The organism is Veillonella dispar, assembly GCF_937975875.1.
GTDB lineage: Bacteria > Bacillota > Negativicutes > Veillonellales > Veillonellaceae > Veillonella > Veillonella dispar_B.
In genome coordinates this window covers 1-16422 of the sequence record NZ_CALJSP010000122.1, presented here as the reverse complement: position 1 = coordinate 16422, position 16422 = coordinate 1, and the positions used below count along the sequence as shown (strand labels likewise).

General features: G+C 38.7%; 18 protein-coding genes and 1 tRNA gene. 16 read left to right on the top strand and 3 right to left on the bottom strand.

Features of this window, described 5'->3' with window-relative positions; all coding sequences use genetic code 11:
* Nucleotides 1-86 precede the first annotated feature (86 nt).
* On the top strand, nt 87-1730 hold the full coding sequence (locus Q7P05_RS05895) for a VWA-like domain-containing protein (protein WP_369680429.1): 1644 nt from the start codon (nt 87-89) through the stop codon (nt 1728-1730).
* A gap of 126 nt (nt 1731-1856) precedes the next feature.
* Here the strand turns inward: Q7P05_RS05895 and Q7P05_RS05890 are convergent, their stop codons facing one another.
* Entirely contained in the window at nt 1857-2534 is a 678-nt protein-coding gene (locus tag Q7P05_RS05890; RefSeq protein ID WP_295868144.1) for a metal-dependent hydrolase, read from the bottom strand.
* Nucleotides 2535-2642: 108 nt separating this feature from the next.
* Here Q7P05_RS05890 and moaC point away from each other — a divergent pair, with 108 nt between their 5' ends.
* From moaC to Q7P05_RS05835, 11 genes are all read left to right on the top strand, one after another.
* On the top strand, nt 2643-3155 hold the full coding sequence (gene moaC / locus Q7P05_RS05885; protein ID WP_105089510.1) for a cyclic pyranopterin monophosphate synthase MoaC: 513 nt from the start codon (nt 2643-2645) through the stop codon (nt 3153-3155).
* A gap of 28 nt (nt 3156-3183) precedes the next feature.
* Complete coding sequence (trmL, locus tag Q7P05_RS05880; protein ID WP_303931033.1) at nt 3184-3669, top strand: tRNA (uridine(34)/cytosine(34)/5-carboxymethylaminomethyluridine(34)-2'-O)-methyltransferase TrmL; 486 nt, start codon at nt 3184-3186, stop codon at nt 3667-3669.
* A 104-nt stretch (nt 3670-3773) separates the two neighbouring features.
* A complete protein-coding gene (locus tag Q7P05_RS05875) occupies nt 3774-4139 on the top strand; it encodes a YlbF family regulator (protein WP_039969028.1) in 366 nt (121 codons plus the stop codon).
* Nucleotides 4114-5043, top strand: coding sequence for a UDP-N-acetylmuramate dehydrogenase (murB, locus tag Q7P05_RS05870; protein ID WP_303931031.1), 930 nt, complete (start codon nt 4114-4116; stop codon nt 5041-5043). Before Q7P05_RS05875 ends, murB begins: the two co-directional genes overlap by 26 nt.
* 302 nt (nt 5044-5345) lie before the next feature.
* The gene (gene typA, locus Q7P05_RS05865; RefSeq protein ID WP_005385769.1) at nt 5346-7157 is read left to right on the top strand and encodes a translational GTPase TypA; all 1812 of its coding nucleotides are present in this window, start codon (nt 5346-5348) and stop codon (nt 7155-7157) included.
* A gap of 270 nt (nt 7158-7427) precedes the next feature.
* Entirely contained in the window at nt 7428-8150 is a 723-nt protein-coding gene (locus Q7P05_RS05860; RefSeq protein ID WP_303931029.1) for a DUF4198 domain-containing protein, read from the top strand.
* A 150-nt stretch (nt 8151-8300) separates the two neighbouring features.
* Entirely contained in the window at nt 8301-10547 is a 2247-nt protein-coding gene (locus tag Q7P05_RS05855; protein ID WP_303931027.1) for an autotransporter outer membrane beta-barrel domain-containing protein, read from the top strand.
* A gap of 213 nt (nt 10548-10760) precedes the next feature.
* A complete protein-coding gene (locus tag Q7P05_RS05850) occupies nt 10761-11402 on the top strand; it encodes a flavodoxin family protein (protein WP_303931025.1) in 642 nt (213 codons plus the stop codon).
* A gap of 36 nt (nt 11403-11438) precedes the next feature.
* Entirely contained in the window at nt 11439-11897 is a 459-nt protein-coding gene (locus Q7P05_RS05845; protein ID WP_303931060.1) for a low molecular weight protein-tyrosine-phosphatase, read from the top strand.
* A 187-nt stretch (nt 11898-12084) separates the two neighbouring features.
* Entirely contained in the window at nt 12085-13014 is a 930-nt protein-coding gene (locus tag Q7P05_RS05840; RefSeq protein ID WP_005379765.1) for an IS481 family transposase, read from the top strand.
* Between the two features lie 103 nt (nt 13015-13117).
* Nucleotides 13118-13192 (top strand) — tRNA-Arg (locus tag Q7P05_RS05835).
* 83 nt (nt 13193-13275) lie between these two features.
* Here Q7P05_RS05835 and Q7P05_RS05830 read toward each other — a convergent pair.
* A complete protein-coding gene (locus Q7P05_RS05830) occupies nt 13276-13695 on the bottom strand; it encodes a hypothetical protein (protein ID WP_295822896.1) in 420 nt (139 codons plus the stop codon).
* Between the two features lie 81 nt (nt 13696-13776).
* Here Q7P05_RS05830 and Q7P05_RS05825 point away from each other — a divergent pair, with 81 nt between their 5' ends.
* From Q7P05_RS05825 to Q7P05_RS05815, 3 genes are all read left to right on the top strand, one after another.
* A complete protein-coding gene (locus Q7P05_RS05825) occupies nt 13777-13917 on the top strand; it encodes a hypothetical protein (RefSeq protein WP_303931023.1) in 141 nt (46 codons plus the stop codon).
* A gap of 373 nt (nt 13918-14290) precedes the next feature.
* A complete protein-coding gene (locus tag Q7P05_RS05820) occupies nt 14291-15106 on the top strand; it encodes a class I SAM-dependent methyltransferase (RefSeq protein WP_303931022.1) in 816 nt (271 codons plus the stop codon).
* Nucleotides 15107-15115: 9 nt separating this feature from the next.
* Nucleotides 15116-15445: a nitrous oxide-stimulated promoter family protein gene (locus tag Q7P05_RS05815; RefSeq protein ID WP_195186554.1), complete on the top strand. Its 330-nt coding sequence runs from the start codon at nt 15116-15118 to the stop codon at nt 15443-15445.
* 51 nt (nt 15446-15496) lie between these two features.
* Here the strand turns inward: Q7P05_RS05815 and Q7P05_RS05810 are convergent, their stop codons facing one another.
* On the bottom strand, nt 15497-15775 hold the full coding sequence (locus Q7P05_RS05810) for a hypothetical protein (RefSeq protein WP_005385785.1): 279 nt from the start codon (nt 15773-15775) through the stop codon (nt 15497-15499).
* A gap of 193 nt (nt 15776-15968) precedes the next feature.
* Between Q7P05_RS05810 and Q7P05_RS05805 the strand changes: the two genes are divergently transcribed.
* A partial coding sequence (locus Q7P05_RS05805) for a thiamine pyrophosphate-binding protein (RefSeq protein WP_303931021.1) occupies nt 15969-16422 on the top strand: 454 nt, incomplete at its 3' end.

Sequence of the window (16422 nt, the reverse complement as noted above, 5' to 3'; positions counted from 1 at the left end):
GATAGGTAATAATAGTTTTACATAATGATGTATAAATAACATAAGGTAATTAACATATAGTTTGGAAAGAAAAAGGAGGTGGAATGATGCAACGAAATTTAGATAAGGATGATATTCGCGATGCCTCTGATTTACTCACCCATATAGACGGGTGGGAAAAAACAGGGTCCTATGATGAAAAGGCTATCGCGGCTCTTGATCGATGGCATGCAAAGCGAGAGCGCATTCATCGTGAGTCAGAGGCGTTATATACGCAAATCTATGCCGCTTACGAAGCTTATGTGGATAGTTATGAAGCGCAACATCATAGCATGGAACCACAACGCATAGCAGCAGATATGATGAATCACAATATGTCAGATAGTCATATAGGGACCATAGGCCGTGCCCTAGATGAGATGCAGGTAGAAGGTACAGACCTTGCTGTTATGCAACAAGCTGTCATGACACCTGCTTATGAGCAACGGTTGTGGAATATTCTACATGATGTGAATAGCTTGTTACTTGAGGAGGATCAATTCTTTGGTTACTTCTATTTGCAAATGGCCCATCGCATTCGCTTTGATATGACCAGTGCCTTTGGTATTAACCTAAAGCAAGGTGGCTATGTATTATATGTCAATCCGTTCATCTTATTACGCCAACCGCCAGATGTAATGAAGGATGGTATTAAACGTGAAATTCTTCATATCATTTCTGCACATTTGATGCGGGTAAAAGCGTTGAGTCAAAGCTTCAATAAAACTGCGGTACATATGGCTATGGACATGGTAGTAAACGACTATTTAGAACATGTGGATCGTGATGCGGTTACTGTAGCCAATGTGAATGAACGTTTTGGATTGATGCTCAAACGATTCCGCACCATTGAGTACTATGCGAAAGCCATCGATAAGGCGATGAAGGAAAAACCTGAACTTTTTTTGCCTGTAGATAACTCTGATACGGCAGTAGCTATGGAGTTTGATCCTCAAACGAGTCATGATATTTGGGATGAATCCGATTCCATTGATACAGATACGATGGACCAAATTACAGAACGTTATATCAATGAGGCCTCAAAAGGGGACATGGAAGGGTATGTTAAAAGTCTTATCGATACATTCCAAAAGACACGTCGTGCTCTGCCATGGTATTTTTATCTTAAAAAGCTGATGGGCAAGGTCGCTAGTGGGTACAAAAAAACGACGATGCGTCGCAATCGTCGTCAGCCTGAACGATTGGAATTATCTGGTACCTTGCGTCAACATAAGGCAAATGTATGGGTGGCTCTTGATATGAGTGGTAGTATTACAGATGCAGAGTTTACGAATGCATTAGAACAAGTACTGCAAATTGTACATGCCTATAATCATCGTATTACTGTTGTAGAATGTGATAATGAGGTGCGCCGTACGTATACGATGGAATCTGTAAAAGATGTAAAGCCTCGCCTTGATGTACGCGGTGCTACAGCATTTTCTCCAGTGTTTGCATTAGCTAATCAGAATCGTGTAGATTTGCTAGTATACTTCACGGATGGCAAAGGAGAGGAGCGTCTGCGTGAAACTCCTAGGGGCTATAAGGTTTTGTGGGTCCTTACCGGTGAAAACCCTCAATTATCTTTGCATAATCCATACGGTATGGTTCGCGAGCTAGGCTATGTAGGTGTGGATGAAACACAGGATATAGACGAATTTGTACGCATGTCCAATCGTGGGGGCTTCTCCATGGCAAACCAAGAGATATAGACCTTATTTTCGATATGAATATGGATATATCTTGGATTTGTAATAGGGCTTGTCTGTAAAAGAATATAAAAAATGACGCAATTCATTGGAATTGCGTCATTTCTATGTAATCAAAATTCTATTACATTAGCTATTAAGTTCGATAGAAGAACCTGGATCGATGATAAGTGCTGTTTGGTTGTATTTACCTTCTACTAAGCTTGTAAATACGCCTGGTTCACGGTCGATAACAGGCCATGTTTTGTAGTGAATTGGAATGGAGATACGAGCTTTTACATAAGAAGCAGCTAGAGCAGCATCTTCAACGCCCATTGTGAAGTTATCACCGATAGGGAGCAAAGCATAGTCGATATCGCCAAAGCGATTTAATAATTTCATATCGCTAAAGAGTGCTGTATCACCTGCGAAGTATACAATATCTCCGTAGAAGTCTACGATACAACCGGCTGCATGGCCGCCAGGAATACCAGCACCATGGAAGGCTGGAACTATGCGAACAGAACCGAATTCAAAGTCAAATTTGCCGCCTAAATGCATAGCATGAGCGCGACAACCAGCAGCGGCTGCTTTACCGGCTATCTCAGCTGTAGAGATAACGAGTGCATCATTTGCTTTAGCGATGAATTCTGTATCGCCATAATGGTCATCATGACCGTGGCTGACAAAGATATATTGGCATTTAATATCTTCTTTTTTGGCTTTGTCCCATGTGTTACCTGTTAAGAATGGGTCGAAAATCATGGATACATCACCGCGTGTGAGCATAAAGCAAGCGTGACCGAAATAAGTTAGTTTTGTTTTCATAGGAACACTTCCTTCCTTATACATATAAATCTTAATTCTATTGTATAATATAATAAATGAAAATAAAACTATTGATGATAATTTATGCAGAATTAGTAAGGATATATTATGGATTTAACACATTTTGACCAAGATGGCAACGCTTGGATGGTAGACGTATCCGATAAGGATATTACCTCTCGCACCGCTGTTGCAGAAGGTTTTATAGCTATCAATGATGCCATTTATGAGCGCATTGCTGCAGGAACTATGAAAAAGGGGGATGTCCTTAGTGTAGCGCAACTAGCCGCTATCATGGGGGCTAAGCAAACGAGTAATTTAATTCCTCTATGCCATCCATTGGCACTCACAAAGGTTGAGGTACATTGCACCTTAGTAGATGGTGAAAGTCCTGCTTGCACCGATGAAAATCATAATAAGGCTGTTAAGGTACGGGCCACTGTCAAAACGACGGGAAAAACTGGCGTTGAAATGGAAGCTCTTACGGCAGTTCAAGTAGGGTTACTCACTGTATACGATATGTGTAAGGCCATCGATAAAGGCATGATCATGGGCCCTACTTATCTCGTAGAAAAAGAAGGCGGTAAAAGTGGACATTTTGTGCGTTCCTTTGTAGAATAATATAGATATAAAGAATAGGGGAACGAAAATGGAAATAGTACTTTATGAGCCAGAAATCCCTGGCAATACAGGAAATATAGCGCGTTTGTGCGCCGCTAACCACATGACCCTACATCTTATCAAACCACTGGGCTTTTCTATCGACGATAAGCACGTAAAACGAGCTGGTCTCGATTATTGGCATTTGGTAGATGTACAGGTACATGAAAATATTCAAGAGTTGTATGCAAAATATCCTGATCGCAGATATTTCTACGCTACTACAAAGGCAAAGCATACCCACTCAGAGGTAAACTATGAAATCGGAGATATGCTCGTCTTTGGTCCTGAATCAAGAGGCTTGCCTGAAAGCTTATTAGAGGGTGTTGAAGAAACATGCATTCGCATACCAATGGTAGATGAAGCGCGTTCTTTAAACCTATCTAATGCAGTAGCTATCATAGCTTATGAAGCGATGCGCCAACTTGATTATCCAGATCTCAAGGCCGAAGGCAATTGGATTCAACCTAAATAAATATACTTTCACCATTGAGAGATATACAATAAATATGTGTTAGAAATCCTACCCAATCTACATGACAGGTAGTATTTCGACAGGTGTTGTTAGAGGAGGATATTATGAACTACGATAAAGCTCATGATTTAGCTCACGCTATGCGTGAATCCGAAGAGTACAAAGAGTTGATGGCTGCCCAAGAAGCGTTGAAAGCTGATGCAGTAGCAGCGGCTTTGGTGCGCACATTTATGGCACAACAAATGCAATGGGAATACGCAAAGTTGTCTGGTGCACCAGAAGCTGATGAATTGCAAAAGAAACAAGAGGAAATGATGCCTCAAATTCAAGAAAATGCTGCAGCGGCTGCTTATTTACAAGCACAAATGCGTTGGAGCCAAATCTCTAATGATATTTATAAAATCATTAGCGAACCAATCACTGAGGGGATGAAAGTGTTAGATCATGGCGAACAACAACCACAACATTGAGGCATTAAAAACTGCCTTATTAAAAGAATTACCAAGTACACGTGTACGAGAGCAGGAGTTGCTTTGCAATCATACGACATTTAAAATCGGTGGTCCTGCTGACTTATTTATTGAACCTACCACAATGGCTGAGTTGAGCTTCACGCTTCGCACCATTCATGAATTGGGTGTGCCTGTAACTGTTATCGGTTGCGGCTCTAATATTTTGGTGAAAGACGGTGGTATTCGCGGTGCTGTTGTATCGGTTCGTCATATGACCCAAATCATGGATTGCAATGATAATGTGTTATGCATTGGTTCTGGGTATATGTTAAAAGATGCGTCTGAATTTGCCTGGGAAAATGGTCTATCTGGTCTTGAGTTTGCCATTGGTATTCCAGGAACATTGGGCGGTGCTGTATTTATGAATGCAGGTGCTTATGACGGGGAAATGAGCCATGTTGTCACATCAGTACTAGCTGTAGATTTCGAGGGGAATATCAAGGAATATGATGCATCTCATTTAGATTTCGCATATCGTCATAGCGTATTCCACGATAACCATGAGGTTATTGGTGAAGTTGTTATGACCCTTAAACCAGGCGACAAGGATGCTATCAAAGCGCGTATGGATGAGCTTACAGAAAAACGCGAATCCAAGCAACCTTTAGAATTTGCCAGTGCCGGTTCTACCTTTAAGCGTCCACCAGGGTACTTTGCAGGTACATTGATTGAACAAACAGGCCTAAAGGGATTGTCTGTAGGTGATGCGCAAGTATCCCATAAACATGCTGGCTTTGTCATCAATACTGGCAATGCTAAAGCTAAAGATGTACTTGATCTTATTAAAGAAGTACAAAAACGCGTATATGATCAACATGGTGTACATCTGGAGCCAGAAGTACGTATGATTGGTGAAGACTAATACAAACTAAATATTAATACAAGATTTCTTATGTGACGTTCCTCTTATCTTATTTGAGGCAAGGTATCATAAGAAATCTTTTTTAATACCATATGCTTATGTAGCTAATTTAGCCTTAAGATGACTCAAAAGTATAATCAAATGTAGAAATTGCCATGATTAGAAATTCTGTACTTCTTTGACTTTTTTCTATAGACTACGTTATAATTAAGTGTTGCCAATTTTGGGAATATACCTATATAGCGACTTTCACAAGCGTTATATGATATAGAATATACTGAAAGAATTAAAGGGAGGATCTTATGATTCGCGAAAATCTTCGAAATGTAGCGATTATCGCCCACGTTGACCATGGTAAAACTACTTTGGTGGACGCGTTATTAAAACAAAGCCATGTGTTCCGTGAAAATGAAAAAGTAGCAGAACGCGTAATGGACTCCAACGACTTGGAACGTGAACGCGGTATTACTATTTTGTCTAAAAACACTGCTGTTATGCATGATGGCATTAAAATCAACATCGTTGATACTCCAGGCCATGCTGACTTCGGCGGCGAAGTAGAACGTGTACTTAACATGGTTGACGGCGTATTGCTTCTCGTAGATGCTTACGAAGGTCCAATGCCTCAAACTAAATACGTTTTGCGTAAAGCTTTAGAACAAAAATTGAAACCAATCGTAGTTATCAACAAAATTGACCGTCCTGACCAACGTGTTAAAGAGGTTGAAGATGAAGTTCTTGAATTGTTCATGGAACTTGAAGCTGATGATGACCAACTAGATTTCCCTGTAGTATACGCATCTGCTCGTGCTGGTGTGGCTAAAACTAACTGGGATGACGAAGCTGTAAATATGGAACCATTGTTTGAAACATTGATTGAAGAAATTCCTGCACCACAAGGTGATTTGGAAGGTCCTCTTCAATTCATGGTTACTACACTTGATTACGATAACTTCATCGGTAAAATCGCAGTAGGCCGTATCGTTCGCGGTAAAATGAAACCTAACCAACAAGTAGCTATCATGACTGGTGAAAGCACTCGTAAAGCGAAAATCGGTCGTGTATATACATACAATGGCTTGAACCGTGTTGAAACTGACGAAGCTGAAATGGGTGATATCATTGCGTTCGCTGGTATCGACGATATCAATATCGGCGAAACAGTAGCAGATGCTGAAAATCCTGAAGCATTGCCATCCATCTCCATCGACGAACCAACATTGTCCATGGTATTCTCTGTAAACAACTCTCCATTCGCAGGCCGTGAAGGTGAATTCGTTACATCCCGTCACTTGCGCGATCGTTTGTTCCGCGAAGTAGAAACTAACGTTTCTATGAAGGTAGAAGAAACTGATTCTGCAGATGCTTTCAAAGTATCTGGCCGTGGCGAATTGCATTTGGCTGTATTGATCGAAACTATGCGTCGTGAAGGCTATGAATTACAAGTAGGTAAACCTCGCGTAATTTTCAAAACTATTAACGACAAATTGTGCGAACCATTAGAAGCATTGACTATCGACGTACCTCAAGAATTCATGGGTACTGTAATGGAAAATCTTGGTCAACGTAAAGCTGAATTGACTAACATGGTTGAGTTAGCTGGTTACCTTCGTATGGAATTCGTAATTCCTGCACGTGGTTTGATCGGTTTCCGTGCACAATTCTTAACAGCTACAAAAGGTAATGGTATCATGAACCATGTATTCCATGGTTATGCACCATACAAAGGCGAAATTCCTTCCCGTACACGCGGTGCCTTGGTAGCATTTGAAAATGGCGAAACTACTCCATATGGCTTGAACTCTGTTCAAGATCGCGGTACATTGTTCGTTGGTCCTAACCAAGACGTGTACGCAGGCCAAGTTATTGGTGAAAACACTCGTGAACTTGATATGGATGTTAACCCATGTAAGAAAAAACACGTTACTAACATGCGTTCTAGCTCCTCTGACGAAGCAGTACGCTTGACTCCACCTCGTATCTTCTCCTTGGAACAAGCTCTTGAGTGGATTAACGATGACGAACTCGTTGAAGTAACACCTGAAAGCATTCGTATGCGTAAAACAATCCTTGATCGTAACGCACGTGCGAAAGCTGCTAAAAACAAAAAATAATATCCTTAGTGATATAAAACGACGCTCCTATGGGGGCGTCGTTTTTGTTGTCGAAATTATAAAATTTTTATAACATATTCCTATATATTATATCCTTATGAAAAGTTGATGATAATTTTATCATTAATGCTAGATTCGTATACAAATGGTTGTATATACTAACTCCGCATATTAACTAAGTTATAGGGGTATTGGTATATACTAAACGTATGGAAGGCTGTATAATAATATCAAGTTTGTTGAAACAAGTTATTGATTATGGAGGTTCTTATGAACAAGAGAATTTTAGCTTCTTTATTTGCTGTAGGTTTAGCTGCAGGTTGTGTGTGCTCTTCTGTTGATGCACATGGTGTGTTCTTCGCTAACCGTACAGATGAAAAAGTACTTGTATTAGGTGAGGGTCCTGTAGATAATGCTTATAGTGCAGATATGGTAAAAAATATTACTGGATATGATGTACAAGGCAAACAAATTCCTGTACAAGTTGTGAAGCATGAAAAAAATGTAGCTATTATTCCACCAGCAGACCTTGGTGTAACTGTAACTAATTTTGATTATGGCTACTGGACTAAGACTAAAGATGGTAAAACAATTCATAAACCAATCACCGAAGTTCCTGGTGCGGTTAAGAGTACACATGCTATCAAATATGATGTTCATTACTGGAATGCACAAGCAAAACCATTTGTAGATAAGAATGCATTTATTCAAATTGTACCTTCTGTTAATCCATTGACATTAAGAAAAGGTGATACATATGAAATCCAAGTGTTTAAAGATGGTAAACCATATGCGAATGCACCTCTTATCAAAGATTTAGTAAATGATTTAACTGGTGAAGCTAAAGCAGATGAAAATGGTAAAGCTACTGTAGCTGTTACAGCAGATGGCTTAAATGTAGTAGGTGTTGAAGTTGCATTCCCTACACAAAATAAAGGGGAACAAAATAAATACTTTAGTGCATTGTCCTTCCTTATTTCTCCTGAAGAATAATAATTAGTAATTTTAGTACTTACCGAGTGTGTGAGTTAATAGAAGACCTCCTTAGTTGGACTAAGGGGGTCTTTTTGTGCTTTTTAGGTGTTATAAATTTTATGTGATTTAGTGAGAGTATTATAAGCATGATATAAGAAGGAGAGAATTATGAAGATTAGACGTCATGTATCAGCCGTGATGACTGCACTAGTATTAACAGGTATATCTTATTCTGCAATGGCCACAGAAATTAATGCTTCTAGCGATAAAGCAGAGGAGCTGCTCGGTTTAACAATGGGCTCACCAGTACAAACGCAACCTGAGGTTAAACATATAGAGGATACATTAACAGTTAATGTACATGGTAAAAGTTTAACAGAGGCTGGTAAAAGTAAGAATGTTACAGGTATTTATAATGGATTTGGTTCACAACTAACGGTAGATAAAGACCTTATTGTACGATTAAAGAATGATGCACCAGCATCGAAGCGAGAATTAGGTCATTATTATATGAGTGCTGTTTATGCTGGTTACGGTGGGAAGGTGCCACGTCTAAGTAAAGATAACCCTGATCGAGACTATGGTGATACTAATATTCATGTAAAAGGTAATGTGGATATCGATGCTATCGGCTCTGGTTTACAAGTCAATCAACGAGGCCATATCCTTGTTGATGGAGGCGGTAAGATTATCACTCATCCTGTAGAAACATCTGATACCTATTCTGTAGTAGCAGAAGAAGGGGATGTATATGTTAATGCAGGCGCTGATGGCAAACATCCAGGCACTCATGACTTAGTTGCTGTTGGTAATGTGGGCCTTATCAACAAGGATTATGGCCGAGATCCAAATCACAATGTAGAACCAACTAATATAGCACTAGCTTTCACAACACCTAACTCTAGCCTTACCGGTGCTGTTTTGAATGAATATGCTGAAAGCAATAAAAACCCTCATAATTCTGGTGCAGATATTTATCTACAAAATGGTGCTACTTGGAATAATGAGTGGATTGGTATAGAGCGCCCTACACCTAAAAAAGAACGTCCATCAGGGGATAATGCAGCGTACCTATACAAGGGCAGTAAGGTTCGCAATCTTGTAGGTGGTGTTAACCCAACTGCAGCAGGTAACATTCATCCTATCGATGCGCGGCCTATAACAATTCAGAACTATAGCGGTTATGTGAATGCTATTTATAAATCTGGTATGCCGGCTAGTGATACAGGAAAAGGGCAAATCATCGTTGAACATGCGGCGGATAATAGCCATATTACAATGTTAGGCGACCATTCCGGTAATACCATCGACGATGCAAGCTACAAAAAGGATATTCAAGCATTAGCTAAGAAATTACAATACACAGGCAATGATAAGAAACTTAGCACAACAGTTCAAATTAATGAAGGCGTTACTACACCTGGTGCTGTTGCAGACCTAGGGGCAGATCATTTTGATTCTCAAGGTCATCTCGTTGTAGATGATACAACAAAAGTTGTTCGTGCTAGTGAATCGTCGCTCGTAGGTGGCACAAAATCTGCCCTTACTTCAACAGTTATGGCGTGGAAAAATAATACTAATGATTTACAACGTCGTTTAGGTGATCTTCGTCTAGCTAATACAGATAAAGGAGTATGGGCTAAATATATAGGTGGTAAATCTAAGATTACAGATGGTGCTGATGCACATATGACGTACAATGGCGTACAAATTGGATATGATCATAAAGCCTCCAATGGCTGGATTTTCGGCGGTGCCCTAGATTACAGTACATCTAGTAACTCTTATGCCAACGGCAGTGGCGACGGTAAGCTTGGCGGTATAGCCTTATATGGTACAAAGCAACATGATGATGGTCGGTATATAGATATCATCGCTCGTGGTAATAGATTATCCAACGACTATAGCCTTAACTCAATTAGTGGTCAACGTTTGAATGGTAACTACCATATATTTGGTACATCCTTGAGTGCTGAATATGGCAAACGCATTAAAAAACAAAATGGTTTCTATATCGACCCTAGTGTAGAATTTATTCTAGGTCATTTAAATGGTGTATCCTATGATGCGGCTATTGCAGGCAGTGGATCCATGCATGTTAAATCTGATGCGGTCAACTCTGCCGTAGGTAGACTTGGCATTGGTATTGGTAAAGAAACAGAAAAATCTAATATCTTTGCAAAACTAGCACTAGCTCATGAATTCTCTGGTAAATTGAATACTACATACTCTGCACCTGGGAATCCAACAGTACAAACAACTGTGGATTTGAAGGATACTTGGTTTGATGCGGAAATCGGCGGTTCTTGGAGTGTTCGTCCTAGCACATATCTATATGGTACATTCACTAAAAACTTTGGTGCTACCATAGATAATACATGGCGTATCGATGCAGGCGTTAGACATAACTTTTAATTAAATAGATAAAAACTCTGTAGTTGCTTGTGGGTAAGGTGCTACAGAGTTTTTTATATAAAAGTGTCTATGTGAATTATTCTTTATCGGCAAATAGGCAAATATTAACTGGCTTGCTGTGATGGACAGACTTTAACAATTTTGTATTTCTGTGATAGTATATAAAGGCTAGTTAATATGTAACTTCTTAAGTAAGAGTTAGGAGGATATAATATGAAAGTTCTAATCGTAAATGGTAGTAGCCATGTAAATGGCACAACAATGCAAGCTATACAAGAGGTGCAAAAGGTATTTAGTGAAGCCAATGTAGATACAGAGGTCATTCAGCTAGGCAATAAACCTATCCGTGATTGTATTCAATGCGGCTATTGTTCTGAACATGGTGAATGTGTATTCAAGGATGATGATGTAAATGCCTTCATAGAAAAAGCGAAAGATGCAGATGGTTTTATCTTTGCAACACCTGTATACTACGCACATCCGAGTGGACGTATTTTATCCTTCTTAGATCGCGTATTCTATAGTGCAGAAAGCGTAAAGCCAAATCCATTTGCCTTTAAACCCGGTGCATCTATTGCCGTAGCTCGTCGCGGCGGTACAACTGCATCCTTTGATGTACTCAATAAATACTTTGGTATTTCTCAAATGCCAATTGCAGGCTCTACATATTGGAATATTAGCCATGGTCTAGTATCCGACGATGCTAAGCAAGATGAAGAAGGTATGCAAACCATGCGCAACTTGGCGAGAAATATGGTTTGGATGATGCGTAGCTTTGCTGTAGCTAAGGAGCAAGGTGTGCCATATCCAGATACAGATAAAGAGAAAAAAGTATCTACGAACTTTGTACGTTAATACCTTAGCCCTTGGTGAGGTACTATAGGAGTTATGATGGTTAAAATTTTATTCATTTGTCATGGTAATATTTGTCGTTCAACGATGGCAGAATTTTATATGAAGCATATCGTTGCGAAAGCTGGACTTAGCGATTCTATTTATGTTGAATCTGCCGCCATATCTCGTGAGGAGATAGGCAACGATACTCATTATGGGACTAAGCAAAAGCTAGATGAAATGGGTATTCCTTACACTCGTCGCAAGGCTCGTCAAGTGACCGTTGATGACTATCATAATTTTGATTACCTTATTATCATGGATGAAAATAACGCACGTAATTTAAAACGTATTATTGGCGATGATGTAGACTCCAAGGTGTACAAGGCCATGTCCTTTGTTGGTCACAGCCGTGATGTAAAGGATCCTTGGTATACGGGAAACTTTGACGAAACCTATGATGATGTCAGTCGTAGCTGTGATGCTTTACTAGAACTAATTAAAGCTAATATGTAATAAACGTAACCCCTAATATTAGTTGACGGACAACTTAATATTAGGGGCTTTTCGATACGCACCTAGTGCTTGTATATACTTTTGTAAGAGTATAATACATTTGTGACAAGTGAATAAAAAATGAGAAGGAACTCTGTTATAATGAAGTTGCTTAATCCAAACATTACAACAAAAGGAGTTCCTTCTCATGCATTCTATTATAACTGAAGAATTAAGATTTCGTAAACGAGTATGTGAATATGCTATAAAGTATGGAAATAATGCTGAAGCTGCACGCCGTTATCATACTAGTAGACAACAAGTACAACGTTGGGTGAAGCGTTTCGACGGGACTATCGATTCACTTCGATTGTATAGTCGTAAACCACATTCTCATCCTAATCAACACACTGAGGAAGAACTAGCACTTATCAAGCGTATGCATTCTAAGTTTAAACATGAAGGGCTGTCTCAAGTATATGTTGAGGCAAAAAAGCGTGGTTATAAACGCTCATATGGCTCTATGTGCCGACAAATAAGGTGTCACATTAAAGAGAAAAAGGTTGTTAAATCTGTTCCAAAAAGCAAGTGGAAACCAGATCTAGTAACATATCCAGGAGAAAAGGTTCAGATTGATATAAAATACGTACCTCGCGAGAGTTTAGCCTTTTCAACACAAGGAAAATCTTACTATCAACTTACAGCTATTGATGAGTTTTCTAGAAAGAGAATTCTAAAAATTATAGATGAAAAAAGTGTTACTAATACAAGTCGGTTCTTATTAAATTTAGAAGCCAAAATGGGATTTCCTATTCATACAATACAAACAGATAATGGTCGTGAATTTACAAACTATGGAGTAAAAGATCGAGAGTGTTTATTTGATATTGTATTAAAAAGATTAGAAATAGAGCATAAAACGACAAGACCATTTTCTCCGTGGCAGAATGGAAAGGTAGAGCGCAGTCATCGAATTGATAGTGAGAGATTTTATTCTCGTAAGTTTAATAGTATGGAGAGTTTTCTAAAAGCACATAGTCGATATGCTAATAGATATAATAACATTGCACAAAAAGTCTTAAACTTTAAATCACCAAACCAAGTTATAACAGAGTACTTTATGAATCAAAAGGCATAAGTATTTGTCACAAATGTTTGATTACTCTAGACGCACCTAGTGCTTGTATATACTTTATACTATCGAACCATAACGTAATATGGTATAATTTTTAGGTATTCATGCGCCTATAGCTCAGGGGATAGAGCGCCGGTCTCCGGAACCGGGTGCGCAGGTTCGAATCCTGCTAGGCGCACCAAATAAAAGGCTTCTCGAAATTTCGAGAAGCCTTTTTATGTGCCTTTATTTTTTAGGTTGATGTATAGTTCAGAAAATTATATGTTAGCATCTATATTTAGTACAACGAATTCCTCGTGCTTGAAATTCATTCATCAGTAAGTCTATTGATTTATCAATGATTTCTTCATTAGTTATATATACCATCTTTTTGTAATAGACAGTACCATCAAATTCTATCCAACGGCTTGTTTTACCATTTAGTTTGCAAATTTGCATTCTGCCGGCCCAGCTGCCCATACTGCGGAATTGTTTTCCTTTAGAAAAACGTACCTCACGAATATCGCTTAATTTAAATGTTCTTCTTACTAAGCCAATGCCTATAGAGACTTGATCATCCTTAAAGTAAAGAAGTTTATAACGCTCTTCAGGAGGCATAGATCTAATTATAGATAAGTTATAAGTAGCAAAGACTACAGCAATAGCGATCAATAGAAACATAAGGATTATCATATATTTTCCCATACTTTCAAAGCCTCCTTTTCTTTATTATAATAAATAATATATGAAACAGCTATATTAACTCTAGTAATAGGAGAGAAACGAATGGAAATACATGCACAAATTATTCTACCTCTTTTGGCTGTTATGTCGATTCCCACCATTGCCGTATTTTTCATTATTAAAAAGCCTTTACTCAAGAGGGAAACAAGAAAATTATTAGAGAAGAAATTAGGCTCTACGTGAAGCTTTCATTACTGGATCTGAACAGCTACGAAGTAATGAGCATATTGTTGATATAAATGATTTAGAAAACCTCCACGCCAATGAGTGGAGGTGTTTTATATGGTGATACATAGGGGATGTGGTACAGCTAAAAGCTCCACATAGGATTTTGTATTTGATAGTATTGAAATAACATGTAAATGTGATTTGAGTAACACATTTTATTTTGAGAATGATGTACAATAAGATTGTCCTTGTAAAAATCTGAACATCCTAGCGGGAACACTAGGCATATAGGACATGATGAATAATATATAGATTATCTAATTAAGATTAATAAAGTACTAAATTGTATCATTGCATAGTTTTGATGTAGTGATATAGAGGAGATAGAATGACAAATAGAATACAAGAACTCACCGTCGACGAAACTTGGCGTAATGAGCAAGATGCGTGGAATAATCGATCTAATTACTTTGTAGAAATGCACAATCGGGACGATCGTAAGGCGCAGGTTTCAGAGTTTTTATCCTTCTTGAAGGATGAAAATCTTTTGCCCCCTAAAGGCGGTTGTACCCTTGATATTGGCTGTGGTGTATGTGACTATGCATTAGGATTGGCTCGTGAAGGCCATAAGGCAACAGGTATAGATTTATCTGATGGTATGATTCGTGGTGCTAAACAATTAGCAGAGGCAGAAGGTTTAGATCTTAGCTTGTATATTGCACCGTGGTCTGATGAAACTCGCCGTGAACTAAAATGGGATAAAACCTTTGATTTAACATATAGTATTTTTTGCCCTATCATGTTTGATGTAGAAAACATTCGCGCCATGCATAAATCAAGTAAGGACAAATGCTTGTGGATCGCTTTTAGTGAACGCAGTGATGAAACGGTAGATATGTTATCTGAACATTTCTTTGGTCGCGATTCATTCCCTTGGGATGGTAAGATGAAAGCATGTTTAGATGTTATCCATGAAATAGGGCATAATGTAAAAGTAACCTATAAAACAGTGCCTGAAACAGAGGTTATGAGCCTTGATAAAGCGTTTAATTACTTTGCTATGCGACTTCATAATAATACATGGGGCGATATAGAAGATATGAAAGTAGAAATTAGAAATCTCATTGAACCATTAGCCATTAATGGAGAAATTCATAATAAAACGGTTGATAAAGTGGCTTGGGTATCATGGTCTGTGAAATAGGAGGGTAGTATGACAGTTGATGAAAAACGTAAGTTAGAACTAAAAACTATGTACCAAATCATTGGCATCTATTGTCATAATAAACACCATACTCCTAAGGGGCAGTTATGTGAGGATTGCGAAAAGGTTTGGGAATATGCGGAGCATCGCATTGATGCATGTCCGCATATGGAAAGTAAAACATTCTGTAGTGTATGTAAAACCCATTGCTATGCACCTAATTATCGTGAAAAAATCCGTGAAATTATGCGTTATGGTGGACCAAGGATGTTACTGGTATCGCCAATCCAAGTTATTAGACATATGTATCTTGAATGGAAAGACAAAAAAAGAGGCTAGCATTTGCTAGCCTCTTTCTTAATGGATTTATCACGTTTTCATGTAATAATCTTATGCGATTGCTTTGTCCAATACAGCTTTGATTAATGCTTTTGTTTGGTCATAGCTTTCACCAGGTTGAGCCTCATATTGTTTGTCGAGGTCGAACCATAAGTTTGGATAGTACTCATAAGGGTGAGTTTTGAAGAGCTCATGAGCGTCTTGATCTTCAACCCAGTTGATATGAATGTCTGCATATGCAGGGTTTTCTGCAACAAGTTCATCGATAGCACGGAATGCATTTGCACAATAAGGGCAACCGTTTAAGTGGAAACCTAAGATTTCTTTCATGGTTTTACAGTCCTTTCCAGACAAAATTAATATATATTTCTATAATTTGAGATTTATTACATACTCATGTACCACAACATGTGGTACACTACTGAGTATAACACATCTATATAAGATATTCAATTTTTTAGATATATCGAATGAGAATATTGAGAATGCGATATGCATTTTTTACATAGTTAAGGAGGCACCTATGATTTCAGGCGCAGCATATGTGGTGAAGGCCCTTCAAGAGGAGCAGGTAGATATACTATTCAACTATCCTGGGGCAGCAACCATCGATATCATGGATGAATTATATAAACAAGATAAGGTAAAAGTAATTTTGCCACGTCATGAGCAAGCATTGGCTCATGCAGCAGATGGTTATGCTCGCAGTACAGGTAAAGTTGGGGTGTGCATGGTAACCTCTGGACCAGGTGCTACAAACCTTGTGACAGGTATTGCTACAGCATACGCTGATAGTGTTCCCCTTGTTTGTATTACAGGTCAAGTAGACTTGGGCCTCATGGGTAATGACGCATTCCAAGAGGTGGATACGGTTGGTATTGTGCGCAATATCTGTAAATATGCTGTTACCGTTCGTGATCGTAAAGAGCTAGGGCGTATTTTGAAAGAAGCATTTTATATTGCCCGTACTGGTCGTC